General features: G+C 56.5%; 10 protein-coding genes. All 10 read left to right on the forward strand.

Features of this window, described 5'->3' with window-relative positions; genetic code table 11:
* The first annotated feature begins 34 nt into the window (after positions 1 to 34).
* The 10 genes from Poly21_RS22145 (at position 35) to Poly21_RS22190 (ending at position 16,649) form a co-directional block, all read left to right on the forward strand.
* The gene (locus Poly21_RS22145; protein ID WP_146409219.1) at positions 35 to 2,656 is read left to right on the forward strand and encodes a BatA domain-containing protein; all 2,622 of its coding nucleotides are present in this window, start codon (positions 35 to 37) and stop codon (positions 2,654 to 2,656) included.
* Positions 2,653 to 5,571 (forward strand): VWA domain-containing protein, encoded by a 2,919-nt coding sequence (locus Poly21_RS22150; RefSeq protein WP_146409220.1) that lies wholly within the window; start codon positions 2,653 to 2,655, stop codon positions 5,569 to 5,571. The genes Poly21_RS22145 and Poly21_RS22150 overlap by 4 nt, the downstream gene beginning before the upstream one ends.
* Before the next feature lie 416 nt (positions 5,572 to 5,987).
* A complete protein-coding gene (locus Poly21_RS22155) occupies positions 5,988 to 6,434 on the forward strand; it encodes a hypothetical protein (RefSeq protein ID WP_146409221.1) in 447 nt (148 codons plus the stop codon).
* 228 nt (positions 6,435 to 6,662) lie between these two features.
* On the forward strand, positions 6,663 to 7,505 hold the full coding sequence (locus tag Poly21_RS22160) for a transglutaminase-like domain-containing protein (RefSeq protein WP_146409222.1): 843 nt from the start codon (positions 6,663 to 6,665) through the stop codon (positions 7,503 to 7,505).
* A 183-nt stretch (positions 7,506 to 7,688) separates the two neighbouring features.
* The gene (locus Poly21_RS22165) at positions 7,689 to 9,041 is read left to right on the forward strand and encodes a glycoside hydrolase family 130 protein (RefSeq protein WP_302120151.1); all 1,353 of its coding nucleotides are present in this window, start codon (positions 7,689 to 7,691) and stop codon (positions 9,039 to 9,041) included.
* Between the two features lie 176 nt (positions 9,042 to 9,217).
* Positions 9,218 to 11,473, forward strand: coding sequence for a glycosyltransferase family 4 protein (locus Poly21_RS22170; protein WP_146409223.1), 2,256 nt, complete (start codon positions 9,218 to 9,220; stop codon positions 11,471 to 11,473).
* 119 nt (positions 11,474 to 11,592) lie between these two features.
* A complete protein-coding gene (locus Poly21_RS22175) occupies positions 11,593 to 13,074 on the forward strand; it encodes a glycoside hydrolase family 130 protein (RefSeq protein ID WP_146409224.1) in 1,482 nt (493 codons plus the stop codon).
* A 229-nt stretch (positions 13,075 to 13,303) separates the two neighbouring features.
* The gene (coxB, locus tag Poly21_RS22180; RefSeq protein WP_146409225.1) at positions 13,304 to 14,377 is read left to right on the forward strand and encodes a cytochrome c oxidase subunit II; all 1,074 of its coding nucleotides are present in this window, start codon (positions 13,304 to 13,306) and stop codon (positions 14,375 to 14,377) included.
* Positions 14,378 to 14,380: 3 nt separating this feature from the next.
* A complete protein-coding gene (ctaD, locus tag Poly21_RS22185; RefSeq protein ID WP_146409226.1) occupies positions 14,381 to 16,045 on the forward strand; it encodes a cytochrome c oxidase subunit I in 1,665 nt (554 codons plus the stop codon).
* Positions 16,038 to 16,649: a cytochrome c oxidase subunit 3 gene (locus Poly21_RS22190; RefSeq protein WP_146409227.1), complete on the forward strand. Its 612-nt coding sequence runs from the start codon at positions 16,038 to 16,040 to the stop codon at positions 16,647 to 16,649. Before ctaD ends, Poly21_RS22190 begins: the two co-directional genes overlap by 8 nt.
* Positions 16,650 to 16,654 lie beyond the last annotated feature (5 nt).

The raw sequence follows: 16,654 nt of genomic DNA on the forward strand, positions 1-16,654 counted from the left end.
CAGCCTCTCCCGCTCTCCCCGCTCCTACTCTCCCTTGTTTCTCTACCCCACTCTCGCCGCTGGTTTCCTGTTTGTCGGTGTTCCGTTACTGGTTCACTTGATCAATCTGCTGCGCCACCGTCGAACCCAGTGGGCGGCGATGGATTTTTTGCTGGCGAGTTACCGCAAACAGCGGCGCTGGATTGTGTTGCGGCAGCTGTTGCTGCTGTTGGCTCGATTGGCTGTGGCGGCGTTGCTGATCGCGGTGTTGGCAGGGTTGATTGGCGGCAAACGGTTGATCGGCGCGATTGGTGGACAGACGACGCATCACGTGATCGTGCTCGATGACAGTTACTCGATGCGGCAGCGGGTCGGGGGGCTTAGCGGTGAGAGTGAACAGACCGGCGAACCAGCATCGGACGCAACTGCCTACGATCGCGCCTTGGGGGCGATCGGTACCTTGGTTCGTCGGCTAAGTGCGGATGAAGGTGTGCATCAATTAACGGTGATGCGGGCGAGTCGAGCGGCGGTGCTCGGGAACTCGCAGACCGGGACGGCGGATGCGGCAGCAGACATAGCCGCCCAGACGGTCACGCAAGATGCTCGTCAGATCGAGCGACTAATGAGCACCCGGGCTTCAACGCTACGCACCGATCTCGTTCCAGCGATCGACCTTGCTGGTGACCTGCTCGATGCGAACCCATCCGACGAGCGACGTCTGTACGTGATCAGCGATTTTTCGCGGCGGGATTGGCAGTCCCCTCGCCGCTTGGCGGCCTCGTTGGAGAAGGCTGAGAAGAGCGGCGCTGAAATTCGCATGATTGATTGCGTTGACAGCGCGGACATTGCGTCGCCACGCAATCTGGCGATCACTGATCTGGCTCCCGAACCGGATGTTTGGGTCGCTGGAGTCCCGGTGATGGTCAATGTAACCGTGAAGAATTACTCGGACACCGAAGTTAAAAACGTTGCGTTGTCGGCCGCGGTGATCACCTACGGTGACGATGTTAAAGTCGCCGATCCGACGTCAGCAATCAGCGGTAAGACGCAGAGTCTGCCAGCGATCATGATTGAGTCGATTCCTGCCGGCCAGCAGTTAACAAAGTCGTTTCAGATTTACATCGACCGTCAAGGAACACATGTCGTTCGCGTGGGACTGCCCGAAGACGCGCTGTCGATTGACAATACCCGGGTCTGCACGATCCCATTGGCCGACGCTCAGCGCGTATTGGTCATCGACGGCAACGCCGATGGGCTTGGTGCCTACCATGTTTCATCGGTGCTCGATCCAGGTAGCCAGGTTCGCATTGGAGCGATACCGGAGGTGCGTCCCGCGGCGATGCTCCGCGACGCGTCGCTGGAAACGCTCCAGCGATACCGCGCCATCTACCTGATTGATCTTCCCGAGATCAGAGACCGAACGGCACAGATTCTCCAGCAATATGTGCGTGATGGCGGTGGGCTCGCGTGGTTCTTGGGAGCCGACGTTTCTGGTGAGAATTACAACCGAGTGCTCGCTGGCGATGATCGCCGTCTATTGCCATTTGAACTTGATCGTGTGCAGGGCGTTCAAGATGTGTCTCCGGCGAGCGGTGATGCCGTCACGCCCCGTGAATCGCAGCGGGGGGGCCTCGTGTTTGGCAAGGATGGTGAACTGCTCGGCCCTATCTCTCGCGCCGGTAATGCCGTTTTTGGTCTTGTCAACATGCAGCGAGCTTGGGCTCCGGTCGAACCAGTGGTAACAGACGACTTCGATGCTGCACCGGCGGATGTAACGTCAGCAGCGACGTCCGAGCCGGACGGCGTGTCCTCGGATCCGAAGACCGCCGAGTTGCTCGATACTCGTGTCTTACTCGCACGCTCCGATGGCCAACCGATTGCGGTACGTCATGGGCTGGGACGTGGCCGTATCGTGACAGTGATGTCGGGTTTAGACGGGGCATGGAACAACTGGCCAGGTGATCCAAGTTTTGTCGTGTTTTTGTTACAGACCAATGCGATGTTGTTCAGCGGGGCGGCTCCTCCCACGTCCCGGTTGATCGACGAGCCGGCGACCTTGCCAGTACCCGGCGATGCCTATCTGCCGACGGCAATGTTATTTCTGCCCGCGGATGAACCGCCACGCCTGTCGATCGAGTTAGAAGCCGATGATCAGTCGCCGCTGATCGAAGTTTCTCCGGCGGAGATGTTAATCGCGGATGAAGCGGGGCTGGACGATTTTCTGATGCCTGGTGTCGACGAATGGCAGCGGACAGGCGTTGATGGACAAACCAGTGTGCTGCCGATGGCGTCAGCGTTGAGGCTCGGTGAAAGCGATTTGGCGACGATGCCACACGCCGAAATTCTGCGGGACCTGCCCGGGATGAACATCGAGTTCATCTCCACGACGCAATGGGAAAACGATTCCAATGTGGGTGGGATGTCCACGTTCCTTTTGGTGCTGCTGTTGTTGTTGGCGATTTTGTTGGCGATCGAGCAAGCTTTGGCGGCGTGGGCTTCGTATCATGTCAAGCCGTCCGCCGCGGATGCCGGCGGTCGCAGTTTTCTCCGCCGCGCCTCGGCGCTCGACAGTGCAAATTCCAGGGGTGATTCGCAGCCCCATTCGCGGTCCAGGCACCGGCGGGTGAAGACGGCCTCCACGCCTCCAGGTACCGATTCTGCAGAGGTGAACCGATGATCGTATATGAATTTGCTCGTGCTGCAGCGATCGACGGATGGTGGTTGTGGGCGTCGCTGGTCGTGGGCATCGTTGCCGCCCTGGCGATTTGTATGTTTTACTATCGTCGCGATGTCGCCGAACTGCCGCGACCGGTCCGTTGGACGCTCGTGGGGTTGCGGTTGGTCGCCGTGCTCGCCCTCGTGTTTTTGTTTTTTGATTTGGTCCGCCGCACCGAGCGCAGCGTGACACGCCCCAGCGAAGTCGTCGTCTTGGTGGACACGAGTCAATCGATGTCTCTGCCCGCAAACGACACTCCTGATTCGATGAGTCGTACGCAGGCAGCTGTCGATCTGCTTGCCAATTCCAGCCTGTTGGAGACATTGGAAGCTGATCATCGCACGAGCGTCTACGCAGTCGGAGGTGCTGGGGGACCGCGATTGATTTCGACTTCCTCGAACTCCGGTGCAGAGGAAGGGAGGGACGCGAAGACACGCGTCCAGCCGACTCAGCCAGACGCGGGAACTAGTGAGAGTGACGGTTCACCGCTGAGTCCCTTTGCGTTGTTCGGTTTGTTCTGCTTGGCCGTCTTTTCAATCGCAAGTGTGATGGCATTGGCCACCGGAGCCACTGCGTCACTCCGGCCAGCCCGTGTGGCTTCGGAGGGCAATGAGCAATCGTCTAAGCGTAATAACCGCAGCGAAACGGTGGGCTGGATGTTGTGGGTCGCGGCGATCACGATGGTGATCGGTATCATTTCGCTGGGCAGCGTCTATAGCGTTCGCACGGATCAGTCATTTCCAGCGGTGATTGGGCTTGCCTCGCCTGGTTCCTTAGATGCCTCTGACGATGGGCAGAATGTTGAGGCGGGCAATGGCGGGGCATCTGACACAGTCAACCCCACCGGTGATGACCTGGAGACGCCGGATGCCGGCGACGATTTGGATACATTGCAGGCCCCTGAAGCGATCTCGATTGATTGGGAGGCGCGTTTGGCCGCGACCGATCCCCAGAGCCCCCTGGGTGACGCGTTGCGCTCGATTTTGGTCGACCATGACGCGACGACGTTGGCTGGTGTCGTATTAGTTAGCGATGGTCAGAGCAACGGTCCCACTCCACTATCGTCGGCCCTGACGATGGCTCGCCGGGACGAAGTGGCATTGTATCCGGTGGGTTTGGGCAGCAGCCAGCCTCCGACCAATGTTCGCGTAGTCGATCTCGAAGCACCCCGGCGCGTTTATCCAGGTGACAAGTTTGTCGTCGCGGCTGTACTGCAGGCCACGGGCAGGTCCACCCTGGAAGTCGACGTCGAGCTGATCGATGCCTTGGACGATGATGGTGAGGACGTCGCTGCGGGAGATAATGAGGATGCGGCAGTGACATCGTTGCCCGGAGGTGAGGTGCTTCAGAGTCAGCACGTGCGATTGGAGCCGGACGCCAGTCTGACGGATATCAGGTTCGAGATTGAGCCGCAAACCGTTGGCCGGCGGCGTCTAGCGGTGCGCATCGTTGCACCTGCGGACGACCACAATCGCATCGACGACATGCAAACCGCACGCTACGAAGTTGTTGCTCGTAAGTTGAAGGTGCTTGCGATCGCGGGCGGGCCGACCCGCGAGTATCGCTTTGTGCGGAACCTATTTTACCGGGACGAATCAGTCCAACTTGACGTTTGGTTGCAGACCGGACGGCCCGGTATGAGTCAAGACGCCGACGCGATGTTAACGGCGTTCCCAGAGACGGCAGAGGAGCTCTTCGAGTACGACGCGGTGGTGATGTTTGACCCCGACTGGGCGGCGATCGGCACGGCATCTCTCGACCTCATGGATCGCTTCTTGACCCAGCAAGCTGGAGGGATGGTGTTGGTGGCCGGCCCTGTCTATCACCCCCGAATCACGGCTGATCGCGGTGACGCCAGGACAAATCAAATCCGCGGTTTCTTTCCCGTTAATCTCGCCACACGTGGTCCGCTGCTAGGCGGCGGACGGCAAGGTGGGCGGAATGCTTGGCCGTTGCAGTTCACCCCCGAAGCGGCCACTGCCGAGTTTTTCTGGATCGCCGATACGCCTCAGCAAAGTTTTGAGATTTGGCAGGAAGTCGGCAGCGTCTACGACTTCGTGGGCGTCAAGAGCGCCAAGCCTGGAGCGAAGGTCTATGCGTATTTCTCAGACCCGACGACGGAAATCAGTGGGAATCTGCCGATCTACTTCGCTAGCCAATTCTATGGTGCCGGACGGGTGTACTTCCAAGGCAGCGGTGAGATGTGGCGGTTACGAGCGGCCGGAGATCAGTATTTTGACAATTACTACACCAAACTCATTCGTTGGGTCAGTGAAGGGCGATTGCTTCGCGACAGCAAGCGTGGCGTCTTGTTGGCCGACGCCAGTCGGGCGATGGTGGGGCAGACCGTCACGCTGCGTGCGGTGCTCGTTGACGATCAATATCAACCGCTCAACGAGCCTTTTGTGACTGCCAAGTTGCTCTCGCCGGATGGTAGGTTCCGCGATCTTCGGCTGACACCGGCTGCCGATTCGCCACGCGGCGGCACGTATACGGGCAACTTCGTAGCCACGAAGAGCGGAGGTTATGAAATCCAGCTGACCGTAGGTGACGCACTCGACGAAGAGGTGCTGCGGCAAAGTGTGCAGGTGCGGTTGCCGACCAGCGAATTGGAGCGTCCACGGCGCGCCGACGACGAGTTGATGCAGTTAGCAGCAGCGACCCAAGGTATTTATTTTCCTCTTCAAGACAACGAAGCCACTGCTACGCTGGCGAACAAAATCACCTCCGAAATCGTGCCCCAGCCTCAAGTCACGGTGCTGGCGGGGACACCGGATTTTCTCTTTGGGGAGCGACGCAACGCTGTCTTAATGTGGTTGATCGCGTCAGTACTCACATTTGAATGGGTCACTCGGCGATTGCACCGACTGGCATAGGTACCGACTGGCGTAAGTACCGACTGGCGCAGGAGCAGAGACTCAGCGGGAAAGGACGCGCACCGCAAACGCTGTATGGGAAGGATCGCGTGCCCCATGCAGACGTATGAAACGCTCTACGAGGCAGCGTGCGCCATGATGGGCGCGTGGGCATTGATCATCGTTGACGAGATCACGGTTTCCGTTGGCAGGATGCTTGAGGAGCGTTGCCCGCCCGTGGTTTCATTCATCGTAAAAACTTGCGTGTTGGGCTCGGAAAGAAGAATGGCATTGATGCATTGATCGATCGCACGGACGCCGCCGGAGTTTGAGATTACAATGTAGTTACGCAGTGCGAGACGATGCTGTGGAGGCAAAGCACGTGATCCGTCCATACGTTCCCCGGCAGCGAACCCGAGTGAAGACACGAAAGCACAATGGAGACTGAATCGAAGAGAATATCGACCTCCGAGTTATCGACTGCCGTCGCTACGCTGCTCGAACGTGAAGAGGCCAGGGCAGAGCTGGCACGCCGCCGGCGGCGTCGGCGCATTCGCAACGAACGCCGGGACATGCGCGCCCAGGCGGTTCAAATGGCCCGGTCGATCGAACTGATTAAGTGGTACCTAAGCGGCATCGCGACGGTGATGACGTTGTCGATTTTGATTCTTATTGTCGTTGTTTGGAAGATTGGCAATGAGGCGCAGCGGATTAAGGGCGAGGTCCAAGAGGTGAAGGCAAATGCCGAAAGCATCATCGACGGGATCGAGCGTGAAGCAGATTCGATTCGTGACAAGCTGCAGCGCCCATTTCAGGCCATCGGGGGCGCCGTAGGAGGTCAGATCGGACATCGTTTAGGCCAGGCGATTGGAACCGACGAATAAAGAGCACGGCGGATTTCAAATCCGAATACGTCCACAGGGTCTTTCCTTCGACGGTGGACAACGCCTGTTACTGAATCACTCGCAAAGCAAAATTAGACCAGCCAGGATGCGATTGCCATATATACAAAGTCCGCCGGACTCTTTCTGCTATGTGACGCACATCAGTCTCCTCACGCAACACGTCCGCTGCGGTCGGATAAGTCACCATTTCAATAAGGAAGTCCCGATATGAGTTGCATCGAAGTTGGTTGTCGACTGAATTACTCGGTTCGTTCCCCGGCGATTTTTCTGTTGAATGTTTCGGTTGCCCGCAACATTCACCAAACGGTGAGTTCAGAAGCGTTGGAAGTTCATCCGTTTCAGCAGGTCGAGGAATGCGAGGTCGGATCGCTGGGGAACCGGATTGTTCGGATCAACGCTCCGCCGGGCGAATTGACCATTCATTATCATGCCAGCGTCCAACTCCAGGCCGCTGCCGTTGATTCTACGAATGTTTGCGAGACGGACTACGAACTGCTTCCCCCCGACATGCTTTCGTACCTCAATCCGAGTCGCTACTGCGAATCGGACAAATTGTACCGGTTTGCGTTCGAGGAGTTTGGTCAATTGATTCCGGGCTACTCACGGGTCACGGCGATCTGCAATTGGACCTTCGAGCAACTTTCGTACACGCCCGGCAGCACTGGCCCAACGACGACGGCGTGCGACGTGTTGTTGCAGCGGACGGGGGTTTGTCGCGATTACGCTCATGTTGCCATTAGCCTTTGCCGTGCGATGGGAATTCCCGCGCGCTATGTGTCCGGCTATGCCGTCAATTTACAACCGCCAGACTTTCATGGATTCTTCGAAGCGTACCTGGACGGACGGTGGTTCTTATTTGATGCCACACGCTTGGCACCCGTCGGAGGCTTGGTTCGCATTGGAACCGGGCGGGACGCGGCGGACGTCGCCTTCGCGACAATTCGTGGTGACACCCAATGCAACGAGGTTGATGTCTGGGCCCATGATCTGAACCCCGGCGACGATTTGCTGAGTCCTGATAATGTGCAAACAGGCGTGAGTTCGGCTTAGCAAGTATCGAAAGATTGGTGAATTCCGAACTTTGCAATTGCGTAGAGATAGGAGCGTGCTAGGATTCGCCGTTGGTCTGCATCGAATCGATCCGAAAGATGCTAACTGCCTGTTGATTTACTAACGCGACGCGCCAGCGAGGCACTCCATCTCCTCCCTCGCTTGAGCTATGGGTTTGTATCCGTGCGTTCGTATCGCGAAAGCAACGGACTCAACAGGCTGTTAAGCCGAGTTGCCATTGCATTTGCGATCGGCGACTCCGTTTCTGTAACTCGCGATTTGCTTTCGCCGAAGACTCTCTTCGCCTGGCGAATCTCAGCAGGCCACGGATTCGTCCAAGGAGGCGAACATGCAGGCTGGCACGTCCGCGCTTTCCATTCGGCAGGCGCGACCTACATCACAGGGACTGGAGAGCGGCGGATGACTCTCAGGCTGTCGACCGCACTTTTGCTCCGGCCGCGCGACGTCCAACCATCGCAATGCGGATGGGAAGTTGTCGGCGTATTGAATCCTGCGGTCGTCGCGGTCGGTGATGAGCTTTTCATGATAGCGAGAGTCGCCGAACGTCCTGCCGAAAGGCGTCCCGGATGGACCGCACTACCTCGCTGGACGGCAAGTGGCGGCACCGCGGTTGATTGGATTCGCGATGGGGACTTACTGCCTAGTGACGCGCGTGTGGTCACGACGAAAATCAATGGCAATCTGCGCCTGACATCGATTTCACACTTTCAGTTACTTCGTCAATCCGTCGTTGACGGAGACTGGGAGACGGTTGGTGTGCTGCGGCCCGAGGGGCCGTGGGAGGAGTACGGCGTTGAAGATCCGCGAATTACCCGAATCGATGGGATGTACTGGATTACCTATGTCGCTGTGTCTCGATCGGGCGCGGCGACAGCGTTGATGTCTTCGCGTGACCTAGTCACCTACGAGCGACATGGAATTATCTTCCCGAGCGAAAACAAAGATGTGGTTCTGTTTCCTGATCGTATCGCCGGTGAGTATGTGGCATTGCATCGCCCGACTCCCAAGTCGCACTTTCACCCACCGCAGATTTGGATTGCACGATCCCCGGACCTCGTGCACTGGGGCCGGCACGCGCCGATTTTAGGTGGATGGCACCCCTGGGAAGCGGATCGCGTGGGCAGTGGAACGCCTCCGGTTCTGATCGACGAGGGGTATTTAATGCTTTACCACGGCAGCGCAGTGTCGCAGATCGCTGGCACGGTAGGCGCCTATGCCGCAGGTGCATGTTTGTTGGATCGGGAGGACCCCAGTCACGTAATCGCTCGGTCGAGGGAACCGATCATGTTGCCGACGACCGACTTCGAAAAGAGCGGCTTCGTTCCGAACGTCGTTTTTCCGACCGCTCAGTTGGACCTTGGCGAGCACATCGGAGTGTTCTACGGGGCTGCCGACACCTGTATTGCCATGACGTTGCTTTCAAAACGGTCTATTTTGGACTCACTTGAACAGGCCGGGACTCAATCTGACGCAGTTTTCCGCAAGGGGGAGCCGTCAGGGGGTAGCGGCATTTGAAACGGAGTCGTTCCAGTGACAACCAGCCCCGGCAGGTAGATCGAGTGTGATTCTAATCTCGTCCCATATCGCATCGCCTCCGTCCCGCAAGGCAGCGAAGCGATAAGAACGATGGGCACTCCGTCGGACGCTCCCCCTGCGGGCAAACTTTTATCTTACAAGGCATCCACCATACTATGACCACGCCCGGCTTACAAAAAATTGCTTTCGTTGGCGACTATTTGCCACGCAAGTGCGGCATCGCGACTTTCACTCATGACCTGCGTCGCGTCATCGCCGCTACGTCAGGTGCAAAGTGCATCGTCATTCCGATGGACGACATTGCAGGCGGATACACGTACGAGCGTGAAGTCCAATTTCAGGTCGTCGAACAAGAACTCGAGGACTACCGCGCGGCGGCCGATTTCCTCAATTTTGGCAATGTCGATGTCGTCTCATTGCAGCACGAGTTTGGCATTTATGGAGGTTCGTGTGGTAGCCACGTTTTGGCACTCATGCAAGATCTACGGATGCCAGTTGTCACCACACTGCACACCGTCTTGTCTGCTCCCAATCAAACGCAGCGTGCCGTGATGAAGGAGTTAATTCGGCTATCAACACGACTGGTAGTGATGACCGAGCGATGTCGCCAAACTCTGATCGACACGTACTCGGTCGACAGCGACAAGGTAGATTTGATTGCACATGGAATTCCAAGCGTTCCCGACACCGATCAGCGGGTTCTCAAAGAGCAGTTCAACGTCGAAGACAAAGCAGTGGCGTTGACGTTCGGCTTGCTTTCACCCGGCAAAGGTATCGAGCATGTGCTGCACGCGATTCCCGAGATCGTAGCTAGCTTTCCCAATTTCGTGTATCTCGTACTGGGAGCAACGCACCCGAGTTTGATACGCGAGCAGGGCGAACGGTATCGCATCAGTTTGGAGCGGATGGCGAAGGAATTGGGGATTACCCAACACGTCAGCTTCTATAACCGCTTCGTAGAACTCGAGGAGCTGACGGAGTTCATCGGTGCCGCAGATCTCTACATCACGCCTTATCTGAATGTCCAACAGGCGGTATCGGGAACATTGGCATACGCGTTTGGATGTGGGCAAGCTGTTATCTCCACGCCTTACTGGCACGCGGAGGAGCTACTCGCCGATGGTCGTGGAGTGCTCGTGCCCTTCGCAGATTCGGGGGCGATTGCCCGCGAGGTCATCGATCTGCTCGGTAATGACGAGAAGCGGTTGGCGATGCGGTCAGAAGCTCACAGGCTCGGCCGGAGCATGACCTGGGACCACGTCTCAGTCAGTTATATCGCGTCATTCAATCTCGCGCGAGCGGAGCACAGCGCCCAGCGAAAGCGATTGGCGGTGCGCACGCTCGACGAGCAACCATTGGCACTGCCCAGGATGCAGCTGGACCATCTGCAGCATCTCAGTGATTCAACGGGTATCGTGCAACATGCTATCTATACAATCCCCGATCATGCTCACGGTTATTGCACTGACGACAACGCGAGGGCTTTGATCCTGACGGTATTGATCGAAGAGTTGGGACAAGATTCGCCGGAAGTGCATGCACTGGCATCGCGATACGCTGCATTCCTCAACGTCGCGTTCGATAGGGACACAGGTCGATTTCGAAACTTCATGAGCTTCGATCGGAAATGGCTCGAAGAAGATGGCTCGGATGATTGCCAGGGACGCGCGCTGTGGGCATTGGGGACAAGCATCGGTCGGTCACGTCGCGCTGGATTGACCGCGTGGGCGCGAGAGCTGTTTCATCAAGCTTTGCCTGCGTGCGAGAAAACAACCTCACCGCGGACGTGGGCGCTCGGCATCCTTGGAATTCAGGAGTATCTCAGGCGGTACAGCGGCGATCGCGCTGTGGTCACGATGAGTCAGCGACTCGCTGATCGGCTGATCAATATGTACGAGTCGACCGCCACAGAAAGTTGGCCATGGTTTGAGGATGCCATGACTTATAACAACGCGAGGTTGTCGCAGTCGCTGATTGCGCACGGCCGCTCTACAGAGAATCACCGTGCGGTCGAAATTGGCATGAAGTCTCTGCGATGGCTCTGTGCGCAACAGCTTTCACCACAAGGCCGATTTCGACCGATTGGATCCAACGGCTTTTTTCGAGAGGGTGGCGTGGCTGCCGTTTTTGATCAGCAAGCGATTGAGGCCCATGCCATGGTAGCAGCAGCCATCGAAGCATTTGCGGTCAGTAAAGACCCGTTGTGGATGGAGCAAGCTCACCTCGCCTTCGATTGGTTTTTGGGACGCAACGACCTCGGTGAGCCGATCTACGACGCGTCGACAGGCGGTTGCTATGACGGCCTGATGGAAAACCAAGTTAATGAAAACCAGGGCGCTGAGTCGACTCTTGCCTTCTTGCTCTCGCTAGCTGAAATGCGGCAACTCGCTAATTTGGCTTTAAAACCCTAGTGACTGATGGTGACGATCGTCGCGTGCAGATGATTGTGCATTGGCCATGGATCGCACCCCGTGGCCGCGTCCGCCACGAGATTGAATGACATTCTCCCGTAACGTTCCTCTGGCATATTATGCAAATCAATCGAACTGGACTCGTGCTCTCGCCCAGCAAGCAACGCGTCGTCTTGCGGCCGTTCCAGCCGCCGGGTAACGAGCGGGTGCTGCGGGTGATCGCCCGTGTCTCGACGCTCTCTGAACGAGAGGTCGACATCTTGCTCGAACGGGTGCTCACAGAGTTCCACGGGCGACATCAGAAGCCAAAGGAATTTTTTCGGCGACGGTTTGAAGATATGCGGCAACACCTGCTGACAGATACTCCGCTGAGCGAGAATCGAACGATGCTGTTGGGAGCGTACTTTACTCAAGAATACGCACTGGAATCGGCGGCATTATTCAATCCCTCGCTGGTATGGCATCCTGACCAAACGAACCTGCCGTCTGGGACGCGACGGTTTGCAATGAGTCTGAGAGCGGTCGGAGAAGGCCATATCTCATCCATCGTTTTTCGCAGCGGGACGATTGACAGAGACTTGCAGATCAGAATCGATGAGCCTATCCGGTTCGTCACCACGCCACGCTATGTTCCAGATTCATGTTACGAGAACGCCCTCTTTCGGCGTAAACTGATCGAACTGGGCTTGGGAAACCCGTTCACTTATGACGTGTTGGCGGAGCTTCCGAGTGAGTTTACGCTTGAACAACTCGAAACACGCTTGACGGCCGCACTCCGTGAGCAGCGATCACGTCACCACATACTTGCTCCCCTGGTAGAGCGAGTCGTGATGTTGGCGAAGTCCAATTACGAGATTCAATACACCCCGGATCATGCGTTATCCGAGCGGGTCATTTTCCCGTTCAGTCCGACGGAGACCAACGGCATCGAGGACGCTCGGTTCGTCGATTTTCACGACGATGATGGCAGCCGTCGCTATTATGCAACGTACAGCGCCTACGATGGCGAGATGGTGTTGCCGCAATTGCTAGAAACGAAGGACTTCCTGCGGTTCAGAATGCACACGCTCAATGGGCCGGCCGTCTCCAACAAGGGGATGGCGTTGTTCCCCCGGAAGATCAATGGTCACTACGCGATGCTGGGCCGGCAAGATGGTGAGCATCTGTATTTGATGTACTCTGACATGCTTTATTTTTGGCATACGAAAGAGCTTATCGTCAAGCCCACCAATCCGTGGGAATACGTTCAGATTGGTAATTGCGGTTCGCCAATCGAAACAGACGCCGGTTGGCTCGTGTTGACCCATGGTGTGGGCCCAATGCGAAGATACTGCATCGGCGCGATGCTGCTAGACCTAGAGGATCCATCGAAAATTATTGCCCGATTGCACGAGCCTTTAATCACCCCCAACGAAATCGAGCGAGAAGGCTACGTGCCCAATGTCGTCTACACCTGTGGTGCTATCATTCATGAGAACAACCTCATTATCCCGTATGCGATGTCGGACTACGCCACCACATTCGCTACGATCAATATCGCCGAGCTCATCTCAGCAATGACATCGCCGGCAACTGCTCGGGACAAATCGAGATCATCGTGATCGCCGTCGGGGAGGACTCGATCCCCATGCTCCCCTTTCTGTCCTCGTCGGATCCGCCTATGCTGAGACGAGACAATAGGTCGGGCGTCCGTGGCATGATGTGGTTATTACAGTGGCGGTTGCGTCAGCGGTCAGGACATCGCGTCGACGTCAGATTCGGATTTTGTTCTTTTCGGTATTCCTCCAGGGGACTGCGGGCTCAGTGATCACCATCCCAGCCACTCACCGAATGAGTTTTCGATCAGTTCATCCGTTGATGCAAGTCATCGCGAGTGTGTTTGCGATTCTGGTGGCGACGGTGAACGCGGACGCGCAAATTCCGGAAGTGTTTCATCCAGCGGGACCGGCAGCCGAGTCGATAGCCGATTTATTTTGGTTGGTCATCGCTGTCTGTAGCGTGATCTTTCTGGTCGTGACGGGCACACTCATCGTGTTCATTCATCGGTTCCGTGAGCGTGCGGACGATGGAGAAACTGAGCCGCCCCAGTTGTACGGCAGCCAACCGATCGAGCTTGCGTGGACGGTTGCTCCCCTAATGATCGTGTTGGTGTTGGCGTTGGTCGTCATCCGGTCGGTAGTCGATCTCAGGGGGGAGCCACCTGCTCAGAACGCCGAGCGTGTGCGTGTGGTGGGGCACCAATGGTGGTGGGAATTCGAATACCCTCAACATGGATTCACGACCGCCAATGAGTTAGTGATCCCAGTCAGTGATGAGGCCACGAATCGACCAGTCTATTTGCAACTTGAGTCCGCCGATGTCATCCATAGTTTCTGGGTGCCGAGGCTGGCTGGTAAAACTGACTTGATACCTGGCAAGACGAACCAGATGTGGATTCAGGCTGATCAGGAGGGCACGTTTGCGGGTCGCTGCGCGGAGTATTGTGGAACGCAACACGCTAAAATGTTGATCCGTGTGCGTGTCGTTTCGCCTGCGGATTATGCGACATGGATTTCGCACCAGCAGCAGAATGCGCTGCCACCCAGTACCGAGCGTCCCGCTGAATCGCCCTCGGAAACAAAAACAACAGGTGCTCTCGCAGGGCACGCCCGGTTCATGGAACTGGCGTGCGCCAATTGTCACACCATTGGAGGCACGCATGCGACTGGGAAATTCGGGCCGGATCTTACTCACTTGATGAGTCGAGAAACATTGGCTGCGGGGATTATGGACAATGATCGGGAGCATTTGACGCGGTGGATCAAGGATCCCAACTTGGACAAGTCCGGGTGCCGGATGCCAGATATGCGGTTATCGGATACTGATGTCAAGCAAATCGTCGACTACATGATCACGTTGGAGTAAACCATGGCGATTGCCGAACCCACCATCGAATCGCCCGCGCCGCCTCTGGTCACGCGGTTGCATGGATGGGTGACGACGGTGGATCATAAACGCATCGGCTTGATGTACCTGATGATGAGTTTGTTTTTCCTGGTTCTGGGAGGCTTGGAAGTTATCTGGATCCGCATGCAGTTGTGGTCGGCCAATAACACGCTCGTCGAAGCCGACACGTTCAACCAGCTGTTTACAATGCACGGCACCACGATGATTTTTTTCGTCGTCATGCCGATGATCGCAGGGTTTGCCAACTACCTCATCCCCCTGATGATCGGTGCCCGTGATGTGGCATTTCCGCGACTCAATGCGTTCGGGTTTTGGATGTCGTTATTTGGCGGCATGATTCTTTACCTCAGCTATTTTACGGGCGAGGCTCTCTATGGCGCCGGTTCTGCGCCCGATGTGGGGTGGTTCGCGTATGCGCCGTTAACTTCTCCCGCGTATTCACGCGGCAGCAGTGTCGACTATTGGATTCTGGCGACGCTCGTCAGCGGCGTGGGGACGCTCACTTTCGCGATCAATCTGATTGCCACGATCGTGTCGATGCGTGCACCGGGGATGGCAATCGGTAAGCTGCCGTTATTCGTGTGGATGATGCTGGTCGATGCCTGGTTGATCGTGTTTGCATTTCCGCCCTTCACCGCCGCCCAAGTTATGTTGTTGATGGATCGACATTTGGGGGCGCACTTCTTCGATACCCAGGCAGGAGGCTCTGCGATTTTGTGGCAGCACCTATTTTGGTTTTTCGGGCATCCCGAGGTATACATCATGGCCTTGCCAGCCTTTGGAATCATTTCGGAAGTGGTGCCGGTATTTTCTCGCAAAGTCATCTTTGGCCACACCACGCTGGCGATGTCGACGACTGCGATTGGATTCATCAGCATGGGGGTGTGGGCCCATCACATGTTCACTGTCGGCTTGAACGACGGGTTGGATGCATTCTTCTCAGCGGCGAGTTTTTTGATCGCGGTACCCACCGGAATTAAAATTTTCAACTGGACGGCGACGCTGTACGGAGGTCGCTTGCGGTTGCACACCCCGATGTTGTTTGCACTTGGGTTCCTATCGATGTTCTTGATTGGCGGACTGACGGGAGTGATGTTAGCGGCGGTTCCAGTCGACTGGCAGGTTTCCGATAGTTATTTCTTAGTCGCCCACTTTCATTATGTATTGTTCGGGGGGAGTTTGTTCGCGTTGATGGCAGGCCTTTACTATTGGTACCCCAAAGCCACTGGGCGGATGCTCGATGAGACGTGGGGTAAATGGCATTTTTGGCTGCAATTGATTGGCTTCAACCTGACGTTTGCACCCATGCACATCTCGGGGCTGATGGGCATGCCCCGGCGTGTTTACACCTACCAGGCCGGACAGGGCTGGGAGATTTGGAATCAAATTTCAACGGTGGGCGGTTTCGTGATGGGGGCCGGTTTTGCGGTTATGTTCGTCAATTTGCTGTGGTCGCTTCAGCGGGGCAGGATTGCCGGTGACGATCCTTGGGACGCGTGGACGCTAGAGTGGGCGACGAGTTCGCCGCCAGCATCCTATAATTTCGAAACAATACCCATCGTTCGAAGTCGACGCCCCCTTTGGGATAAAAAGCACCCTGAAGATCCGGACTGGATACATGAGTGAAACCATCGCCGTGAGCGAGCTATCAACACCCCAGCAGCCCTGTCCTCCACCGGACAGCGTCACGCTTTCGGCTACGCGAGTGGGCGTGCTCACCTTTCTGTGTTCGGAAGCTGTGTTTTTTGCGACATTGCTGATTGCTTACGTGACCTATCGAGGGGCGACACTTCATGGTCCGACTCCCGAAACATCACTAAGTTTGCCCCTGGCGATTTTGGATAGCGTGTTTTTGCTCAGTAGCAGTGTGGCGATCGGATTGGCGGTCAAAGCGTTTGATCGCAGCGATGTGCCCCGGTTCACGCGATGGATGCTGGTGACCATTGTGCTGGGAAGCTTGTTCCTGTGTGGGACCGCATACGAATGGTATCAATTGATTGTGCATGATGGGCTGACGATTAGCCGCAATTTATTCGGCACTACCTTTTTCACATTAATCGGCTTTCATGCAGCGCACGTGACGATCGGTTTGGGTGTGATGAGTTTGTTGCTCTGGAAACGGCGACGAGGAGATCTGGCAGTCGATAGCGAGGCACCTGAAATGGTGTCATGGTACTGGCACTTGGTTGACACGGTGTGGATCGTGATCGTGTTAGTGGTGTATTTGTAGTCCTG

Source organism: Allorhodopirellula heiligendammensis (assembly GCF_007860105.1).
GTDB lineage: Bacteria > Planctomycetota > Planctomycetia > Pirellulales > Pirellulaceae > Rhodopirellula > Rhodopirellula heiligendammensis.

Coding starts and splice junctions, on each gene's coding strand:
- Poly21_RS22175 (WP_146409224.1), top strand. CDS start 11,593: ATGCAAATCAATCGAACTGGACTCGTGCTCTCGCCCAGCAAGCAACGC.
- ctaD (WP_146409226.1), top strand. CDS start 14,381: ATGGCGATTGCCGAACCCACCATCGAATCGCCCGCGCCGCCTCTGGTC.
- Poly21_RS22150 (WP_146409220.1), top strand. CDS start 2,653: ATGATCGTATATGAATTTGCTCGTGCTGCAGCGATCGACGGATGGTGG.
- Poly21_RS22160 (WP_146409222.1), top strand. CDS start 6,663: ATGAGTTGCATCGAAGTTGGTTGTCGACTGAATTACTCGGTTCGTTCC.
- coxB (WP_146409225.1), top strand. CDS start 13,304: ATGAGTTTTCGATCAGTTCATCCGTTGATGCAAGTCATCGCGAGTGTG.
- Poly21_RS22170 (WP_146409223.1), top strand. CDS start 9,218: ATGACCACGCCCGGCTTACAAAAAATTGCTTTCGTTGGCGACTATTTG.
- Poly21_RS22155 (WP_146409221.1), top strand. CDS start 5,988: ATGGAGACTGAATCGAAGAGAATATCGACCTCCGAGTTATCGACTGCC.
- Poly21_RS22190 (WP_146409227.1), top strand. CDS start 16,038: ATGAGTGAAACCATCGCCGTGAGCGAGCTATCAACACCCCAGCAGCCC.